Below are 17,304 nucleotides of genomic sequence, written 5' to 3'. Positions count from 1 at the left end.
AGTGGGATTTGCGATTTGGGGCGGAGTGTTCGCGTTTCTCGCGGTGGCACTCGGCGCGTTTGGCGCGCACGTGCTCGGCGATCGACTCTCCGCCGAGATGATGTCGGTCTATCACACGGGCGATCAGTACCAGATGTATCACGCGCTCGCGCTCATCGCGGTGGGCATCTTGCTTCGCCTCTATCCGGATTCGCGGTTGCTGCCGGCGGCCGGATGGCTGTTCATCGCGGGCATCGTGCTGTTTTCGGGCAGCCTGTACGCGCTCTCCATCTCCGGCGTGAAGGTGCTCGGGGCGATCACGCCCTTGGGCGGCGTGTGCTTCCTCGTGGGGTGGGTCTTATTCGTGCTCGCGCTGGCGCGCTGAGCGCCACAGATACACACCCACGCCCGTGAGACACACGGCGCCGCCCACCGCTTCAAGCGGCGCGATCGGTTGGTGAAGGAGCAGGGCCGCGAGGAGCGACCCGACCACGGGCTCGCCCACGACGGTCATGGCGATAGCCGTGGGCGGCACGCGGTGCAGGAGGGCGTTGAAGATGCCGTGGCCGAGCACGGTGGACACCAGCGCCAGCGCCAGGAACAGGCCCCAATTGCGCGCGCTGTAGCCTGCGAACGGCGCATGCAGGCAGGCGTTCGCCGCGGCGAGGAAACCTCCTCCCACGGCAAAGACCAAGACGTTGTACGTCCACGCCGGCACGTCGGCGCGCGCCCGCGCGCCGACAAGCACGTAGCCGGAGACGGCGAGCGTGCCCAAGAGGGACATGACATCGCCGAGCGCGCCCGTGCGGGAGAGGCCCGCGCTCGCGGCGGAGGCCAGCGCGGCGCCCGCCACCGCGACGGCCATGCTGACGAGATCGACCCATGACGCGGGCGCGCGCCTCCAGATTCGTTCCCCCAGCCACACGAACACGGGCTCCAGCGCGAGAATGATAAGCGACGACGCGACGCTCGTGAGCTTCAGCGACTCGATCCAAAAGAGAAAGTGAAGCCCGAGCAGCGCGCCGCCGGCCGCCCAAACGCCGCTGGTGCGCCGCAGGACGGCCAATCGCGGGCGCTCGCGCCACGCGATCGGCACGAGCAGGATGGCGGCCATCCACAGCCGGTACATCCCGATGACGCCCGCAGGTGCGGTCGACCACGCGATGAAGATGGCCGAGAAGGAGATGGCGACGAGGCCGACGGCGAGCAGCGCGAAGGTACCGGTTCTCACGGTGCCCCGGCCGCGCGGTGCCGATCGAGGAATTCGACCGTGCGCCGGTAGGCCTCGAGTTCATTCTCCAGCTTCATGAAGCCGTGGCCCTCGTCCTCAAACACGATGTACTCCACCTCTCGCCCCTTGTCCCGCAGTGCTTGGACAATCTGGTCGGATTCGGCCTTCACGACGCGCGGGTCGTTTGCGCCCTGGATGACGAGCATGGGCTTCGTCATGCCATCCAGGTACGTGATGGGCGAGTCTTGGATGAGCCGCTCGCGATCCGCCGGATCGTCCGGGTCGCCAAGCCACTGCTTCATCATGGGCTTCCAAAAGTCCGGAACGGATTTTGCGAACGTGATCAGGTTGGACGGGCCGAAGATGTCGACGCAGGCTCGGAACCATTCGGCGTGCCTTCCGTGCAACAGAAGCGTCATGTAGCCGCCGTAGCTGCCGCCGACAAGAAACAGCTTATCCCGATCCGCGAGGCCCTGCTGGATGAGCCACTCGATGCTCGCCACCATGTCCTTGCGCGGACCGTCGCCCCAGTCGCGTTCCACCATCCTCATGAAGCGGCTCCCGTAGCCGGTGCTGCCGCGGAAGTTGGGGGCAAACACGTGATAGCCGTGGAGGAGCCAATATTGAAACAGCTTGCGGAACGCCCTGCGTTCCGCGGCCTGTGGGCCGCCGTGAGGCCAGACGATGGTGTAACCGTTTGCCACTTCCGGCTTGGCGCGGAACCAAAGCGCCTCGAGCTCGAGCCCGTCGAAGGACGGAAAGTGGACCACCTCGGCTCGGACGAGATCGTCCGCGGAAAATCCCATGGGGTGGATGCGCGTCAGAGGGCGCCAGGTGCCGTCGAGATCCAATATCCACACGTTGCCTGGTTCGTTGTCTCGCCCGCCGAGCAGATACACCCGGCCGCTGTCGCCCACCTCGACTTGGGCGATCACGTCGCAGGGCAAATCCAGCTTTTCCGCTTTGCCGCTTGGCACATGGATGCGGTAGAGCTCGTCCATGACGCCGCGCATGACGACCGCGTACGCGGTCTCGCTCGCCTCATGGACCGCCACGTGCGTGAGGCTTCCTTTCTCTGGGACAAAGATGCGCGCGAGCGCGCCGGTCTCCGCATCGTACGCGGCCAAATACAACTCGTCCGCCTCGTAGTCGGTGGCAAAGATGACGCGATCGCCGAGAAAGTGCACGGCATCGACCATGTGTGGCGCGCTGGCATCCGGGGTGAGGCTCACGCGCTTGCCGCCGCGATGAAGGTGCGCGATTTGATACGTGTTGGCAAACGCTGTCAAGGTGACCCAGGACGATTCGTCGTCGCTGACGGCGACGAGCATCGTCGCACCGCCCTCGCCCTCGTAGAGCGTTCGCTCTTCCCCCGAATCGAGGTCGTACACATAGCCGCACAGAAACCTGGGATTGTCTTTGTCCGATGCGTAGTAGATGCGGTTGCCGTCTTTCGACGTGGTGCAAAACATGAACCGGCGCCCCTCATGGGTGCGAAGCGGGTGTTTTGCGCCTCCGCGTGGCGGGATGAGGTACAGTTGGGCGTTTTCATCGCCGTCGCGATCGAACCCGACGAGGACGTAGCGGCCCTGTGGATCGAAGTGAAGCGCGTGCGGCACCTGACCTTCGCTCGTCAGGCGGTAAGGGAACGGGGCGTCGAGATCAACCGCCCAGACGTCATAGCTCCCGGTGAAGTTGGTGGCAAAGGCGATGCGGGACTCGTCCTTGGCCACGGCGAAGCCTAAAATGGTGGGCGTGAAGAAGAGCTGTTCGGGATTCGGGCGAGGAACTTGGATCACGTCGTTCACGCTCCTTCATCGAATGGACCCTCGTGAGATCGCGGATGGCGAGCTTGCGCGCCTTCCCCAAGGATATTTGGCCAAAGGCGCGAGGATTCCTGCCGCGTCGACTGCGCGGCCGCAGATGGCGCGATCGGCCGGCGCTTGCCGTGTGCCGACATTTTCGGTCTTGGCGATGGGCTTGGGCTTGTGTACGCTGAGGACAACGGGACGAAGCGGTGAGGAGACGAATGGGGTGAAGCCGCGTTGACGAATTTTGTGGAAGACGCGGGGCATGAGGCTCCGCAGCGAAATCCGAGTGTGGACTTGTACCTCGAGCAGGGCTGCATGCGTTGCCGTTTCGGGGGAACGCCCGATTGCAAGGTTCATCGGTTTCAAGAAGCCTTACGGGCCCTGCGCGGCATCCTGCTCGACGTTGGGTTGACCGAGGAGCTGAAGTGGCGCCAGCCCTGCTACACGCACGGCGGGCGAAACATCGTCATTTTGAGTGCCTTCAAGGAGCACGTTGCACTCAACTTTCTCAAGGGTGGCCTCATCCAGGATCCGCATGGCTTGCTCGAGAAGCCGGGCGAGCACACGCAAACGGGCCGGCAGATGCGCTTTCGAAACGCGGAGGAGGTGCGCGTCCGGGAGCCTGTGATTCGGGACTACCTTCGCCAGGCGATGGACCTCGAACGCGCGGGCCGTGCCGCAAGAGCACCTGAGGCAAACGCGATGGAGATGCCGGAAGAGCTCCTGCGCTGGTTCGGCGAGATGCCTGATCTCCAGCAGGCGTTTGAGGCCCTGACGCCTGGCCGGAGGCGCGCATACCTCATCTACTTCTCCGCGCCGAAGCAGTCCAAGACCCGCATGGCACGGGTCGAGACGTGCATCCCGCTGATCTTGCAAGGGAAGGGGCTGTATGACCGCTGACGTCTCTTCCGTGCGGGCCGCGGGCCTTTAGGCCCTTAGGTTTCCGCGCGTCGCGTACAGGCACGCACAGCGTGCAGAACGCGGCAGGGACGCGGAAGGCGCCGACCCAGACGGCCCTCGAAACGAGGAGGTGGCCGCATGCCCTGCACATCGGTCTGGCGAAAAGCGTTGAGAGAGCTCACATCGCGCCTGGCATGGCGGGATGTTCTTCCCGAATACGTGTTCGAGCGCGGCGTTCAATATGCGAAAGACGGGCGCGTGGTCTGTTGGTCGCTGACGGACGGCGTGGTCCACGCGGTCGTGCGCGGTGCCGCCGATTATGACGTCGCTTTGCATCTGTGCCAGGTCGAGCGGAGCCGTTGCTCATGTCCGTACGGCGGGCCGTGCAAACACATGGTCGCGGTGGCGCTGCACGTCGCCTGGGAGACGCGCCTCGACGGGATCGCAGGCGGTGAGAAGCTGGATCTGGACGCGTATCTCGGCCGCTTCGAAGCAGGCGAAGTTCCCGACGATGTCGCAGACGTCGTGGCGTCGCGCCCCGACGTCTTGCTCCTCCTTCGCGCGGCGCGCTTTGTGCACAGAGCTGCCGCCCGATTCGCGCGCGAGGTCTCGCTCGCTCATCTCGAACGAGAGGCGCGAGCGCTCGTGCTCGCCGCCGACGGGGTTGCCCAAGGCGATGCCCTGCCCATCCCCGGCAGAGGCACAGCTCCCGTGGACGTCGCGTACACCGACGCGGGTTGGGAGAGCGCGCAGAGGCTCCTGCGGGCCTTCGCGGATGCGGCCGCAGACCACACGCCCGCTTCTCTCGCGCCCTACGCCGTGTACATCTTTCGCCGGCTCGTGGCGCGAGATGGTCGATTTTGCCCTTCAGATGGGCGATCTCGCCACGGCCCGCGACGTGCTTCGCATGAACCCGGTGGCGGATGGCGAGATCGACAGGCGCCTGGCGGAGACCGCCATCCGCGAGGGGCATGGGAAGTCGCAGCGTCGGCCCTGAAGCGGCTCGCCCAGGCGATGCCGTCCGCGGATGTGTGGAGATGCTCGCGGACGTGGTGGCTCGCCAGGGGAAGTCGGATGGCGCCACCTCGTGTCTGTGCGAGGCGTTTATGTGCGATCCGACGGAAGCAAGGCGCGATCGCTGGCTCGCGCGCGTGCCTGACGCGTGTCGCGGCGAGGCGGTGGCCATGTGCGCCCATCGGCTCCTCCATGCCAGAAAGCTCGACCCTGCCTGCAACTTGCTCTGCGGCGCCTTGACGCTGGGCTCGTGCCTCTGTACATTTTGTCTATCGCTTGTGATTTGAGCGCAGGAAGGGAGCCGACCACGTTGAAGATCGAATCCAAGCTCGCCCAGATTGGCAACCGCCAGGATCCCGGGACCGGAGCCGTGTCTGCTCCAATCTACCATTCCACGACTTATGCCCATCCGGCGCTCGGCCAGAGCACCGGGTTCGATTACACGCGCACACTCAACCCCACCCGCAAGATCCTCGAAGACGCCATTGCGGATCTCGAGGGCGGCGTGCGCGGGTTCGCCTTCTCCTCCGGCATGGCGGCGGTCCATGCGGTGTTTTCTCTTTTCTCGCCGGGCGATCACGTCATTGTCTCGAGCGATCTCTACGGCGGCACCTATCGCGTGCTCGAGCACATCTTCCGCCCGCTCGGCGTGGAGGCGACGTACGTCCACACGGGGCATCTCGACGAGGTGGAGGCCGCGAGCCGCGACACCACGCGCGCGCTCTTCATCGAGACGCCCACGAATCCCACCATGCAGATTACGGACATTGCGGCGGCCAGCCTGTTCGCGAAGCGGCGGGGCTGGCTCACCATCGTGGACAACACGTTCATGACGCCCTACTTTCAGCGGCCCATCGAGCTCGGCGCGGACATCGTGGTTCACTCCGCCACCAAGTTTCTGGGCGGACACAACGACGTGCTCGCGGGCCTCGTCGTGGCGAGGTCCGAAGACATCGCCGAACGGCTCTACTTCGTCCAAAACTCCATCGGCGCCGTGCTTGGCCCGCAGGACGCGTGGCTCCTCATGCGCGGGATGAAGACGCTGGCCATCCGCATGGAGCGCTGCGGCATGAACGCGAGCGCTATCGCGGCCTGGCTCGACGCCCGCGACGACATCGCGAAGGTCTACTATCCGGGCCTGGACACGCACCCCGGAAAGTCCATCTGCGCTAAGCAGGCGTCTGGATTTGGCGGCATGGTGTCCTTTGAAGTCCTGGACGCGCGCATGGTCCCCTTTGTCCTCGAGCACCTGAAGCTCGTGACGTTTGCCGAGAGCCTGGGCGGGGTAGAGACCCTCATCACGTATCCGACGCGGCAGACGCACGCGGATATTCCAGCGGAGATTCGGGAGAAGGTGGGCGTCACCGATCGGCTGCTGCGCCTCTCCGTCGGGATTGAGCATATCGGAGACCTGATCGACGATTTGAGCCAGGCGCTCGATTACGCGGCGGAGCAGGTGCTGTCTCGCAGGCGCTGACGACAGGGCCGATCTCGCCCGAACCCGGGCGGGATCGGCCCGCGCTTCATCGCGTGCACGGGACGTGCGTGCGGCGGCCGGTGGGCGCATAGGATTTCATGAGTGACGTGTCGAAGAAGTACATCACAAACGTTCGAAATCTCGTTTCAAGTCTGAAATAGGGGGTGATGGGGGTGAACGTGCCCTCAGGGTTCGATTCGCGCGTCTCCCTATCGGGTGAACCAGAGCGCGAGATTCGACCGGCAGTCGCGTTGGGACAGACGCGGCTTGGCCCGCAGTTTCGCTATGACCTGCGTGCGCCACGCCTCGAAGAGCTGGACCGGTTCATCGTGGAGAAGCCCGTGCGCGACTGGTCCGTCGTCACCTGGAAAGACGTGGGGAAGCCCGTGCGCGTGGAGAATTACGCCTCGGGCAAGCGGAGGTGGGAAGAGCAAAACGGCGACACCATGCCCGTGAAGACCAGCTGGGAGATGTTCAACAGGTCGTTTCACAGCTGGTTCGTGAAGGACGGCCCGCAGGCGCAGCGCGAGGCCATGCAGCGCTTGGCGAAGAGTCTAACCTCGTTTCGCCTGCAGGAGTTGGCGAGCGTCTTTCAGGAGCTCGAACAGGTCACGCTGTGGAACCTTGCGCATCGGGTGACGGACACCATTTGGGACCCGCGGGGCAAGCGCGCGCTCTTCCGTGGGTTGGATGTGACAAAGCCTCGCATCCTGTTCCTCGGTGCTGCCGAAGGGTACGAGGCGATGCAGCTGTACGCCATGTATCCCGGCGGAGAGGCGGTGATGGTGGACTACGACGCGTTCTGCCGCGATCACCGTTTTGGCGAGTTTCCTGAAGATTATCCGTTTCTGGGGTATCATCCCGAGACGGGATCGCCAAGGGCGTGGTACAAACGTCAGATGCGGCTCACCTATCTCGTGGAAGATATTCGGAAGCTGCCGTTTGGCCGCGAGTTTGACATCGTGCTGAGCGTCGGGCTGTTGGAGCATTTTCCGGATGAGTACAAACCGGAGTGCATCGAGTGGCATCGCAAATTTCTCAGGCCCGGGGGTTACGCCATTCTGACGACGCCGAGGCTGGGCTGGAGGACGAAGCTGTTCTACCACGTGATGGCCGAGGCCATGAACTACACGTACCGCGAACTGATGACCATCGACCAGATGGGGCTGTACCTTTATGAAAACGGATTCAATATCCTGCGCCATGGCTTCATCAAGACCCACAATGGGATTGTGGCCAAGCCGCGCTGAACGCGCGATGCGGTGAAACCGGGGTGGATGACGTGCAGGTCTATCGTTTCACGGAGGACCCAAGGCCGTATCAGGTGATGAACGAGGCGGGCGAAATCGTCGGCGAGATGCCCGAGAACGCGGCTCAACGAGCCCTCGAGTGGTATCCCTTCATGGTCTTCTGCCGGAAATTCGACGAGCGCGCACAGCTTCTGCAGCGCCAGGGGAGGCTCGGCACCTACGCGCCATTCCGCGGCCAGGAGGCGGCCCAGGTAGGGAGCTTCGCCGTGCTGCGACCTGGCGACTGGATTTTTCCGACGTATCGCGAGCTCGCCGGGATGATGTTTCATGGGCTCGAGCCTGTGCACGCGTTTCTCAAGAGCCGTGGGCATCCGGACGCTGGCCGCATGCCCGAGGGGATGAACATGGCACCGCCTCAGATTGCGATCGCGGCGCAGATCCTGCACGCGGTCGGAGCGGGGTGGGCGTGCAAGCTGCAGGGGAAAGACGACATCGCCGTGGCGTACTTCGGCGACGGGGCCACGTCGGAGGGAGACTTTCACGAGGGCATGAATTTCGCCTCGGTCCTGCGCCTGCCGGTGGTGTTCTTCTGCCAAAACAACCAGTACGCCATCAGCGTGCCGGTCCATCGCCAGACGGGATCGGCGCCACCATCGCGCAGAAGGCGTTGGCGTATGGGATGGAGGGCCTGCGCGTGGACGGCAACGACGTCTTCGCGGTGTATGAGGCGATGCAGTATGCCGTGGGGCGCGCCCGACGCGGGGAGGGCCCGACGCTCATCGAGGCGGTCACGTACCGGTTGGGGCCGCACACCACGGCGGACGATCCCGGCAGATACCGAGCGGCGGAGGACGTGGAGGCGTGGGCGAAGGCGCGAGATCCGCTGGTCCGCCTCCGCATCTGGTTGACGCGGCAGGGCCTCTGGGACGATGAACGCCAGTCGGCGTGTGAGGAGGAGGCGGAGGCGCGCGTGCGCCAGGCGGTCGCGGAGATGGAGTCGTACCCGTTCAAACCGCTCGAAGAGGCGGCGAAGCACGTGTACGCCGAGGTGCCCGAGGCGCTTGCCATGGAGCTCGCCGCGCGCGCGAAGGAGGGGCTAGGATGCCAAAGATGACGCTGATTGAAGCCGTCCGCGATGCCCTGGCCATCGCCCTCCGCGAGGATCCGCGCGTGGTCATCTTCGGCGAGGACGTCGGCCAAAACGGGGGCGTGTTTCGGGCGACGGATGGGCTGCAAGCCGAATTCGGCGAGGCGCGGGTGGTCGACACGCCGCTCGCGGAGAAGGCCATCGTCGGCACGGCGGTCGGGCTTGCCATGGCCGGCATGAAGCCCGTCGCCGAAATCCAGTTTCTCGGCTTTGCCTACGAGGCGATGGACCAAATCGCGGCACAGCTCGCGCGCATCCGCTTCCGCACGCAGGGACGTTTCGCGGCTCCCGCGGTCATCCGCGCCCCGTACGGCGGCGGCGTTCGCACGCCGGAGCTCCACTCCGACAGCCTTGAGGCGCTCTTCGCGCACACACCCGGCCTTGTGGTCGTGACGCCAAGCCGTCCCTACGATGCCAAGGGGCTTTTGCTCAGCGCCATCCACTCGCCGGATCCCGTCGTGTTCCTGGAGCCCATCCGCCTGTATCGCGCCTTCCGCGAGGAGGTGCCCGAGGGCATCTACGAGGTGCCGATCGGCCGCGCGGCGCTTCGCCGGGAAGGCTCGGACGTGACGCTCATCGCCTGGGGACCGACCGTATCCATCGCGGAGTCCGCCGCGGCGCAGGTCGCAACAAGGGGCATCGACTGCGAGGTGTTGGACCTGCGCACGCTCGCGCCGCTGGACCGCCAGGCGCTGAAGGCGTCCGTGGAAAAGACGGGCCGCGCCGTGATTGTGCATGAAGCTGTGCGGTACGCCGGGCTCGGGGCCGAGATCGCCGCATCCATCATGGACCTGTGCTTCTACCACCTGCGTTCGCCCATCGAACGCGTCGCCGGGTTCGACACGCCCTATCCGCCGGCCGCGCTTGAGGACGCGTGGTTGCCGAGTGTCACGCGCGTCGTCGAAGCCATCGAGCGCGCGATGGAGGCGTGATCGCCAGAGCAACGCGCGTTGGGTGAGCGCGCTTCTTGGAACGTGTGCTGATCTGAGGAGGGATGGTATGTTCACGCGTCATTTCGCCTACTGGCCAAAGCGAGTGCCGAGGACCCTGACCGTGCCGCGCACGCCGATTCACGACAACCTGGCCGTGTCGGCGCGCCGGTATCCCGACAAGACGGCCATCTACTATTACGGCCGGGAGATCTCCTATCGCGAGCTTCATGCCGACGTCGAGGCGCTCGCGGGCTACCTGCAGCAAGAGCTCGGGGTGAAGCGGGGCGATCGCGTCGCGCTTTACATGCAAAATTCGCCCCAGTTTGTCGTCGCCTACTACGCGATTCTCCGCGCCGATGCGGTCGTGATTCCGCTCAACCCGATGCTCACGGCGCACGAGTTGCCCTTTTACTTCGAGGACTCCGGCGCGCGCGTCGCGATCGTCGGTCAGGAGCTCGTCGCTCGCGTCATGCCGCTTCTGGACGCGGGCGCGATCGACAGGGCCGTCGTCGCGCGCTATCGCGACGCATTGCCCGAACAACCGCCCCACCCTGTGCCGGACGTCGTGGCGGAGCCGGCTCAGCCGCTCGATCACGCCGCCCTCGTGCCATGGTCCCAGGCCATTGGCGCTCGGCTGTCCGCGCGCCCGAGCGAGGCCACCGCGGACGATCTCGCCGTGATTCCGTACACCTCCGGCACCACCGGCGTGCCGAAGGGCTGCATGCACACGCACGCCACCGTTCAGGCCAACATCGTGTGCGCCGTGGTCTGGAACGGCGTGACGCCTGACGGCGTGGTACTCGCCACCCTGCCGTTCTTTCACGTCACCGGCATGGAGCACAGCATGAACGCACCCATTTACGGCGGCAACACGTTTGTCATCCTGACGCGCTGGAACCGCGAGACCGCAGCCGAACTCATCGAAAAGCTGCGCGTCACGCACTGGACCAACATCGCCACAATGGTGGTCGATTTTCTCGCCAACCCGCGCATCGAGTCGTACGACTTGTCGTCGCTCATGGTGGTGGGTGGCGGCGGCGCGGCACTCCCCAAGGCGGTGGGCGAGCGGCTGAAGGCGCTGACCGGACTCGATTACGTCGAAGGTTACGGCCTGTCCGAGACCATCGCTCAGACGCACACCAATCCGCCGGATAGGGCGAAGCTGCAGTGCGCCGGCGTGCCGCTCTTCGACGTCGACGCGCGCATCCTTGACCCCGAGTCGCTCGCGGAGCTCGGCCCCGGCGAGGAGGGCGAGATCGTCGTCAGCGGCCCACAGGTCTTCCTCGGCTATTGGAATCGCCCCGAGGAAAACGAGAAGGCCTTTATCGAGCTGGACGGGCGGCGCTTCTTCCGCACGGGCGATCTCGGCCGCTACGACGAAGAAGGGTACTTTTTCATCGTCGATCGGATCAAGCGGATGATCAACGCCTCTGGGTTCAAGGTCTGGCCGACCGAGGTGGAAAACATCCTTTACAAGCACCCCGCCGTCGAGCAGGCGTGCGTGGTCGGCGTTCCCGACTTGCGCCGGGGCGAGACCGTGAAGGCCTTCATCGTGCTCAAGCGCGATCACGTTGGCGCGGTGACCGCGGAAGACATCATCGCGTGGGCGCACGAGCAGATGGCCGCGTACAAGTGCCCGCGCGAGATCGAGTTTGTCGACAGCCTGCCCATGTCGGGCAGCGGCAAGATTTTGTGGCGCGTGTTGCTGGAAGAGGAGCGCAAGAAGCGGCAGGTCGCATCGCCCTGAGGAGTGACGGACATGAACATCGGCAACGAAGCGCAGTTTCAGATTTACCAAATGCGCCTGAACGGGCGGTATCGCGGCGAACCGCTTTGCATCTCGCACGAGGACTGGGTTGCGCGAGCCAAGGAAGCGCTTTCTCCTGAGGCGTTCTGGTACCTCGCAGGCGGATCGGGGCGCGGGGAGACGATGCGGGCGAACGAAGAGGCGTTCGCGAAGTGGCGGATCGTCCCGCGCGTGTTCCGCGACGTTGCCGAGCGGGATCTCGCCGTCGAGCTGTTTGGGGAGCGGCTTCCGTATCCCGTGCTGCTCGCGCCCATTGGGGTGCAGTCCATCCTGCACCCCAATGGCGAACGGGCCGCCTGCCGCGGTGCCGCGCGGCTCGGCGTGCCGTACATCGTGAGCTCCGCGTCGACGTACCGCATGGAGGACATCGCCCAGGCGGCGCCCGACGCGACGCTCTGGTTCCAGCTTTACTGGTCGCGGGATCGCGCTGTGACCGAGAGCTTCGTGCGGCGCGCCGAGGCGACCGGGTGCAAGGCGATTGTGGTCACGCTCGACACGCCCATGATGGCCTGGCGCGAGCGCGATCTCGAGCGAGCCTACCTACCCTTTCTCCTGGGCGAAGGCCTCGGCAACTACCTGTCGGATCCCGCCTTTCGATCTCGACTTCGCCGTCCGCCCGAGGAGGACCCGACAAGCGCCATCCTCCTCTGGACGCAGATCTTCGGGAACCCGTCGCTCACGTGGGCCGACTTCGACTGGCTGCGGCAGACGACCAAGCTGCCGCTTTTGCTGAAGGGGATTTTGCACCCTGACGACGCCGAAGAGGCATTTCGGCGCGGGGTCGACGGCATCATCGTCTCCAATCACGGCGGGCGGCAGGTCGACGGCGCGGTCGCTGCACTCGATGCGCTCGTGTCCATCCGATCGCGCCTCGGGCCGGATCGCGTCGTGCTCATGGACGGCGGCATTCGGCGCGGCGCCGACGTGTTCAAGGCCATCGCGCTCGGCGCAAACGCGGTGTTGGTCGGCCGGCTGTACGGCTATGGGCTCGCGGTCGACGGCGAACGCGGAGTCGAGACCGTGGTTCGCCATTTGCTGGCGGACTTTGATCTCACCATGGCGCTTGCGGGTCACGCCTCCGTCGCCTCCATCGATGCGAGGGCTCTCACGCCTGCCAAGGCCCCGTAGGGAAGAGCGATAGGCCGAGGCGCCCGAACAGTTCATCCACGAGGCCGAGCGGCAGGCCGACGACGTTGTAGTAATCGCCCACGATGGCCTCGACAAGCAGGCTGCCGTAACCCTGAATGGCGTAGGCGCCCGCCTTGTCCATGGGCTCGCCGGTCGCCACGTACGCGCGAAGCCAGGCGTCGTCCCGCCTGCGCATCCGCACCTCGGTCTTGGCGTAGGCGGCCTCCTCCGCCTCGGCCGTGCGCACGCAAACGCCCGTGTACACGGCGTGTGTGCGGCCCTGCAGGCGTCGGAGCATGGCCAAGGCGTGGTCGGCGTCCCGCGGCTTGCCGAGCGCGTCTTGGTCGATCGCGACGAGCGTGTCGGCCGCCAGGACGACCGCGTCCCGGCGCTCTGCTTCGTCGAGCGTCCGCCACACCGCCTCGGCCTTGCGCCGCGCGAGCAGCACCACCGCGTCGCGCGGGGGCGTGCCGGGCGGAAAGGTTTCATCTGCTTCACTGGGCTTCACGACAAATGGCACGCCGAGCATCGCCAAAAGCTCTCGCCTTCTCGGCGATCCCGACGCCAACAGGATGCGCATGGCAGCTCCTCCTTCCTGAATCTGCACACATGCCTCCGCGCATTCGGCGCCAAGCTATCCATAGCTCCGAGCGACAAGGAGGCGAAGGTGGCATGTCATCGCGGCGAAAGTCGATTGGCCGAGGCGACGAAGCCTCGGGTCCGGTGATGAGCGCTGAAGCGAGCCGCGCGATGCGCCGCGGCGAGAAAGTCGGCAGTGCCTCCCGCCACGGAAACCCGTCCTACGGGCGTTATGCCCGAGCGCTCGACGGCGAATACGGCGCCTCGGTGCGCGACGAACAGGTGTAATTCCAGAGCTCGGAGAAGCCTCAGGGCACAGGTCCCACCGGGTCTGTGCCCTGTGTGCTGTACATGGGGGAGCGTTCCCGGTTCGCCAAGGCGTAGAAGGCCGCCTCAGTTCCCGCCGTGTGCCCCGTCGAGAACGCAATGGTGATGTTGTATCCGCCCGTGTGCGCGTGCACATCCATGACCTCGCCCGCGAAGAACAATCCGGCGCAGCGCTTGGACTGCATGGTCTTCGGGTCGATCTCCTTCACGTTCACGCCCCCTCCCGTCACGGTGGCCTTCTCGAGCGGGAGCGTCCCCGTGATCGGCAGTTCGAGGTGCTTCAAGGTGTGTGCGACGGCCTCAAGCTGCGCGAGCGAGGCGTGGGCAAGCTGTGTATCGCCGTCCACGCGCGCCTCGGAGAGCACAAACTGCGCAAGCCTCTCCGGCAGATGGTCCTCCAGCTCCGTGCGCAGCCGCCGCTTCGGGTGCGCGTCGCGCGCCCGTCTGAATCGCTCCACCCATTGTTCGAACGGACAGTCCGGCTCCACATCGATGGAAGCCCGAAGCAAAGCGCCAGGTTGATCGCGCAGGGACACTGTCACGTAGTGGCTGGCGCGCAAGGCGGCAGGCCCGCTCAGGCCGAAGTGGGTGAAGACGAGATCGCCCGGCTCGACCGTCAAGCGTTTGGGGCCCCGCCAGATGGAGAGCTCGATGCCTTAGAGGGAGAGCCCTTGAAGAGATCGGTCGCGAATTCGCGGGTGATCCGACGTGAGCGGGACCGCGGTCGGGTACGGCGGCACGACGGTGTGGCCGAGCGCTTCCGCAAATCGGTAGCCATCTCCGGTCGATCCCGTCTGAGGAACGCTCGCGCCGCCCGTCGCAAGGACGCACGCCGCAGCAGGGACGATCTCGCGATTGCCCGTTTCGACGCCCGTCACGCGGCCATCCTGAGCCAGAATGCGCCGAACGGGCGTGTTGAGCCGCGCTTTCACGCCGAGCTGCTCCATGTAGCGAATGACGGCGCGAACCACGGTGCGGGCATCGTCGGACACGGGAAACATCCGCCCGCGGTCCTCTTCTTTCAACCTGACGCCAAGTCGTTCGAAGAACTGAATGATATCCTGATTCGAGAAACGGTGGAATGAAGAGTACAGAAACTTGGGGTTGCCAAGCACGTGCTGCATGAGCTCGGGGATAGGCTTGGCGTTCGTCACGTTGCACCGCCCGCCCCCGGAGATGGCGAGCTTGCGGCCGAGCTTGTCCCCCTTCTCAAGTAGCACCACGGAGGCACCGGCTTCGCGCGCCGCGATGGCCGCCATGAGTCCCGCCGGCCCTCCGCCAATGACCACGACATCTGTCATGCTTCCCGCCTCATTTCTTCCCTGAAGTGTACGAAAAGGCGGGGCCATCGGCAACTCGAGGGGCGTGCGCTAGGCCGCGTGCGAGAGGAGCATGGTCGCGATCCCGACGAGGCAGGCGGCGGAGGCGCTGTAGAGGGTCGGGCGTTCAAGCTGAGGCATGAGGATCCAGGAGAACAGCGCGACAAACACAGGCTCTGAGGCGGCGAGGGTCGCCACAGTGCCGACGGGGATGAGACGCGCGCTCGCGAAGAACAGCACAACGCCAAGCGCGCTCGACGCCCCGGCCGCGAGCAGCCACGGCGACAGGTGGAGGCGGTAGTGGCGCCAGAGCTGCAAGAGCTTTCGCTCCATCGCGAAGCTCACGACACACGCCAGCGTGGCCACCGCGACGTCGATCAGCGCGGCGAGAGAGGCCGGCGCGCCACCAGCCATGGCCGCGCGGCGGAACACGTGCCCGACGCCCTGAAGGCAGGCGGCGGTGACGCCGATCACGGCACCGGACGAGAACAGGGCGCGATCGCGCATGGGGCGCGCCCTATTTTCCAAGGCCAAAAGTGCGATGGCGCACAGCACCCCGAGGAGGCCTGCCGCGACGCGCCATGAGACGGGATCGCCGAGAAAGGCGTAGGCGAGGCATACGGTGACGACGGGGCTCAGCCCTTTCAGCACGGCGCCGCGCACGGCGCCGAGGCGGTGGACCGCGAGGTAGAGCAGGCGCCTGCCGAGAAAGGTGCCGACGACGCCGGATGCGAGGGAAAAGGCGAGGGTTCGCCCGCGCAGGGACATGGGGACAGGATCCCGGTGTCCGATCCCGGCGGCGGTGAGGATCAAAAGCATCGCGAGGCTGGTGGCCAACACGGGAAGAAGCCCGCTGTCGGGCGGCGAGGTATCGGCCTGCCCCTTGCGCAGGCACACGTAGGACAGGGCATAGGCGGCCGCGCTCGCGATGGCGGTCAACAGGCCTGGTGTCGTCACGGTCTCACCTCCGCTCGCGGACAACCCATGTGTATGCGCACGCCCTTTGGCGCAGAACGAAAACGAATGCGGTCGGTCCCAGGTCATTCGGCGCGGTGTTGGCAGGCGGCATCGACGCGGTTTTGGCATTCGGCATGGAAGTTGTTACAATGAATGAGCTACTAGAAAATCGTGCGCGATGAGAGGGATGGATATGGAACCTTTTCGCTTTCATAACCCGACGACGTTGTACTACGGAAAGGGGCAGATCGAAAAGCACCTCGCGGATGAGGTGCTGAAGATTGGACGCCGCGTGCTGCTCCTGTATGGGGGCGGAAGCATCAAGCGGTTTGGCCTGTACGACAAGGTCATGAAGATCCTCCGCGATGCCCAGGTGACCGTGTTTGAGCTGGGCGGGGTCGAACCGAACCCGCGCCTGACGACGGTCTACAAGGGCATTGAGCTGTGTCGGCAAAACCAGATCGATCTCATCCTGGCGGTCGGCGGCGGTTCGGTCTTGGACTGCGGCAAGGCCATCGCCATGGGCGTCAAGTTCGACGGCGACGTCTGGGACATCTATCAGCGCAAAGCCCAGGCCACTGGAGCGCTTCCACTCGGCACCATTCTCACGCTCGCGGCGACGGGATCGGAAATGAACGCGGGCGGGGTCATCACCAACTGGGAGACCAAGGAGAAGCTCGGCGCGGGCTCGCCTTACACGTATCCCGTCTTCTCGTTCTGCGATCCGGAGAACACCTTCACTGTGCCGCGGGACCAGACGGTGTACGGCATCTGCGACATGCTCGCGCATTGCTTCGAGCACTACTTCCACGCCACGACGCACGCGCCGCTGCAGCGCCATCTCATCGAAGCCGTGATGCGCACGATTGTGGAGTACGCGAAGCGCGTCGTGGACAACCCGACCGACTACGATGCGCGCGAGACCATCATGTATTGCAGCACGATGGCGCTGAACGGCATGATTTCGATGGGCATCGCCGGCGACTGGGCCTGCCACGCGATGGAGCACGAGGTGAGCGCCGTCTACGACATTCCGCACGGCGGGGGGCTCGCCATCCTGTTCCCGAACTGGATGGACTACGTGAAGAGCACAGATCCGAGCCGATTTGCGTCGCTCGCGAAAAACGTCTTTTTGGTGGACGGCACGGGCAAGTCGGACGAGGAGCTGGCGGATATCGCCATCGAAAAGGTGCGAGCCTTCTACCGCGAGATTGGTGCACCACAGCGCCTGGCCGACTACGGGATTGGCGACGAGCAGCTCGAGCGCATGGCGTCGCAGGCCGTGCGTTTCGGCGAGATTGGCCGTTTCCGGAAACTCGGTAAGGACGATGTGTTGAACATTTTGCGCGCGAGCCTGTGAACCGCGCCCGCGCAGGCGGGTCATCGCTCATCGCCGCTCACTGGGCGAACGATGGGCTTTGGCCCGCCGACGTGCGCGTTCGTGAA

At 65.3% G+C, this 17,304-nt stretch carries 16 protein-coding genes and 3 pseudogenes; 13 read left to right on the top strand and 6 right to left on the bottom strand.

Annotated features, from left to right (window positions below):
• The first annotated feature begins 1 nt into the window (after position 1).
• Positions 2–364: a DUF423 domain-containing protein gene (locus tag BW934_RS06510; protein WP_076346315.1), complete on the top strand. Its 363-nt coding sequence runs from the start codon at positions 2–4 to the stop codon at positions 362–364.
• On the opposite strand, the gene BW934_RS06505 is transcribed toward BW934_RS06510, so the two are convergent.
• Together BW934_RS06505 and BW934_RS06500 are read right to left on the bottom strand one after the other, a co-directional pair.
• The gene (locus BW934_RS06505) at positions 338–1,210 is read right to left on the bottom strand and encodes a DMT family transporter (RefSeq protein ID WP_076346313.1); all 873 of its coding nucleotides are present in this window, start codon (positions 1,208–1,210) and stop codon (positions 338–340) included. The two genes, BW934_RS06510 and BW934_RS06505, sit on opposite strands and share 27 nt — an antisense overlap.
• Positions 1,207–3,009, bottom strand: coding sequence for a S9 family peptidase (locus tag BW934_RS06500; RefSeq protein WP_076346311.1), 1,803 nt, complete (start codon positions 3,007–3,009; stop codon positions 1,207–1,209). The genes BW934_RS06505 and BW934_RS06500 overlap by 4 nt, the downstream gene beginning before the upstream one ends.
• 327 nt (positions 3,010–3,336) lie before the next feature.
• On the opposite strand from BW934_RS06500, the gene BW934_RS06495 reads away from it, so the two are divergent.
• Positions 3,337–3,921 carry a YdeI/OmpD-associated family protein gene (locus BW934_RS06495; protein WP_076346460.1) on the top strand — a complete coding sequence of 195 codons (585 nt, stop codon included), beginning with the start codon at positions 3,337–3,339 and terminating at the stop codon, positions 3,919–3,921.
• A 138-nt stretch (positions 3,922–4,059) separates the two neighbouring features.
• A pseudogene (locus BW934_RS15205) lies at positions 4,060–4,302 on the top strand (SWIM zinc finger family protein); the annotation flags it as partial.
• Here the strand turns inward: BW934_RS15205 and BW934_RS15200 are convergent.
• Positions 4,285–4,593 carry a hypothetical protein gene (locus tag BW934_RS15200; RefSeq protein ID WP_234969661.1) on the bottom strand — a complete coding sequence of 103 codons (309 nt, stop codon included), beginning with the start codon at positions 4,591–4,593 and terminating at the stop codon, positions 4,285–4,287. The pseudogene BW934_RS15205 and the gene BW934_RS15200 sit on opposite strands and share 18 nt — an antisense overlap.
• A gap of 178 nt (positions 4,594–4,771) precedes the next feature.
• Here BW934_RS15200 and BW934_RS15195 point away from each other — a divergent pair, with 178 nt between their 5' ends.
• The 8 genes and pseudogenes from BW934_RS15195 (at position 4,772) to BW934_RS06460 (ending at position 12,676) form a co-directional block, all read left to right on the top strand.
• A complete protein-coding gene (locus BW934_RS15195; protein WP_234969659.1) occupies positions 4,772–4,918 on the top strand; it encodes a hypothetical protein in 147 nt (48 codons plus the stop codon).
• A complete protein-coding gene (locus BW934_RS15190) occupies positions 4,893–5,222 on the top strand; it encodes a hypothetical protein (RefSeq protein ID WP_234969657.1) in 330 nt (109 codons plus the stop codon). Before BW934_RS15195 ends, BW934_RS15190 begins: the two co-directional genes overlap by 26 nt.
• A 23-nt stretch (positions 5,223–5,245) precedes the next feature.
• On the top strand, positions 5,246–6,412 hold the full coding sequence (locus BW934_RS06485) for a trans-sulfuration enzyme family protein (protein WP_076346307.1): 1,167 nt from the start codon (positions 5,246–5,248) through the stop codon (positions 6,410–6,412).
• Between the two features lie 173 nt (positions 6,413–6,585).
• Complete coding sequence (locus BW934_RS06480; RefSeq protein WP_234969637.1) at positions 6,586–7,662, top strand: class I SAM-dependent methyltransferase; 1,077 nt, start codon at positions 6,586–6,588, stop codon at positions 7,660–7,662.
• Positions 7,663–7,739: 77 nt separating this feature from the next.
• Positions 7,740–8,776: pseudogene (gene pdhA / locus BW934_RS06475) on the top strand (pyruvate dehydrogenase (acetyl-transferring) E1 component subunit alpha).
• Positions 8,764–9,741: an alpha-ketoacid dehydrogenase subunit beta gene (locus tag BW934_RS06470; protein ID WP_076346305.1), complete on the top strand. Its 978-nt coding sequence runs from the start codon at positions 8,764–8,766 to the stop codon at positions 9,739–9,741. Before pdhA ends, BW934_RS06470 begins: the two are co-directional and overlap by 13 nt.
• A gap of 67 nt (positions 9,742–9,808) precedes the next feature.
• Positions 9,809–11,488, top strand: a complete 1,680-nt coding sequence (locus BW934_RS06465) for a long-chain fatty acid--CoA ligase (protein ID WP_076346303.1) — start codon at positions 9,809–9,811, stop codon at positions 11,486–11,488.
• 12 nt (positions 11,489–11,500) lie between these two features.
• Positions 11,501–12,676, top strand: coding sequence for an alpha-hydroxy-acid oxidizing protein (locus tag BW934_RS06460; RefSeq protein ID WP_076346301.1), 1,176 nt, complete (start codon positions 11,501–11,503; stop codon positions 12,674–12,676).
• Here the strand turns inward: BW934_RS06460 and BW934_RS06455 are convergent.
• On the bottom strand, positions 12,654–13,256 hold the full coding sequence (locus BW934_RS06455; protein ID WP_076346299.1) for a Maf family protein: 603 nt from the start codon (positions 13,254–13,256) through the stop codon (positions 12,654–12,656). The genes BW934_RS06460 and BW934_RS06455 overlap by 23 nt on opposite strands.
• A gap of 92 nt (positions 13,257–13,348) precedes the next feature.
• Between BW934_RS06455 and BW934_RS06450 the strand changes: the two genes are divergently transcribed.
• The gene (locus BW934_RS06450) at positions 13,349–13,543 is read left to right on the top strand and encodes a hypothetical protein (protein ID WP_076346297.1); all 195 of its coding nucleotides are present in this window, start codon (positions 13,349–13,351) and stop codon (positions 13,541–13,543) included.
• Between the two features lie 20 nt (positions 13,544–13,563).
• Here the strand turns inward: BW934_RS06450 and BW934_RS06445 are convergent.
• Positions 13,564–14,883 (bottom strand): annotated as a pseudogene (locus tag BW934_RS06445) (NAD(P)/FAD-dependent oxidoreductase).
• A 69-nt stretch (positions 14,884–14,952) separates the two neighbouring features.
• Positions 14,953–15,858: a DMT family transporter gene (locus BW934_RS06440; protein ID WP_076346295.1), complete on the bottom strand. Its 906-nt coding sequence runs from the start codon at positions 15,856–15,858 to the stop codon at positions 14,953–14,955.
• Positions 15,859–16,051: 193 nt separating this feature from the next.
• On the opposite strand from BW934_RS06440, the gene BW934_RS06435 reads away from it, so the two are divergent.
• A complete protein-coding gene (locus tag BW934_RS06435; protein ID WP_076346293.1) occupies positions 16,052–17,218 on the top strand; it encodes an iron-containing alcohol dehydrogenase in 1,167 nt (388 codons plus the stop codon).
• Positions 17,219–17,304 lie beyond the last annotated feature (86 nt).

This window comes from Alicyclobacillus vulcanalis, assembly GCF_900156755.1.
GTDB classification, from domain to species: Bacteria; Bacillota; Bacilli; order Alicyclobacillales; family Alicyclobacillaceae; genus Alicyclobacillus; species Alicyclobacillus vulcanalis.
The sequence above is the reverse complement of the archived record's forward strand: the minus strand, read 5'-3'. Positions and strand labels throughout refer to the sequence as shown.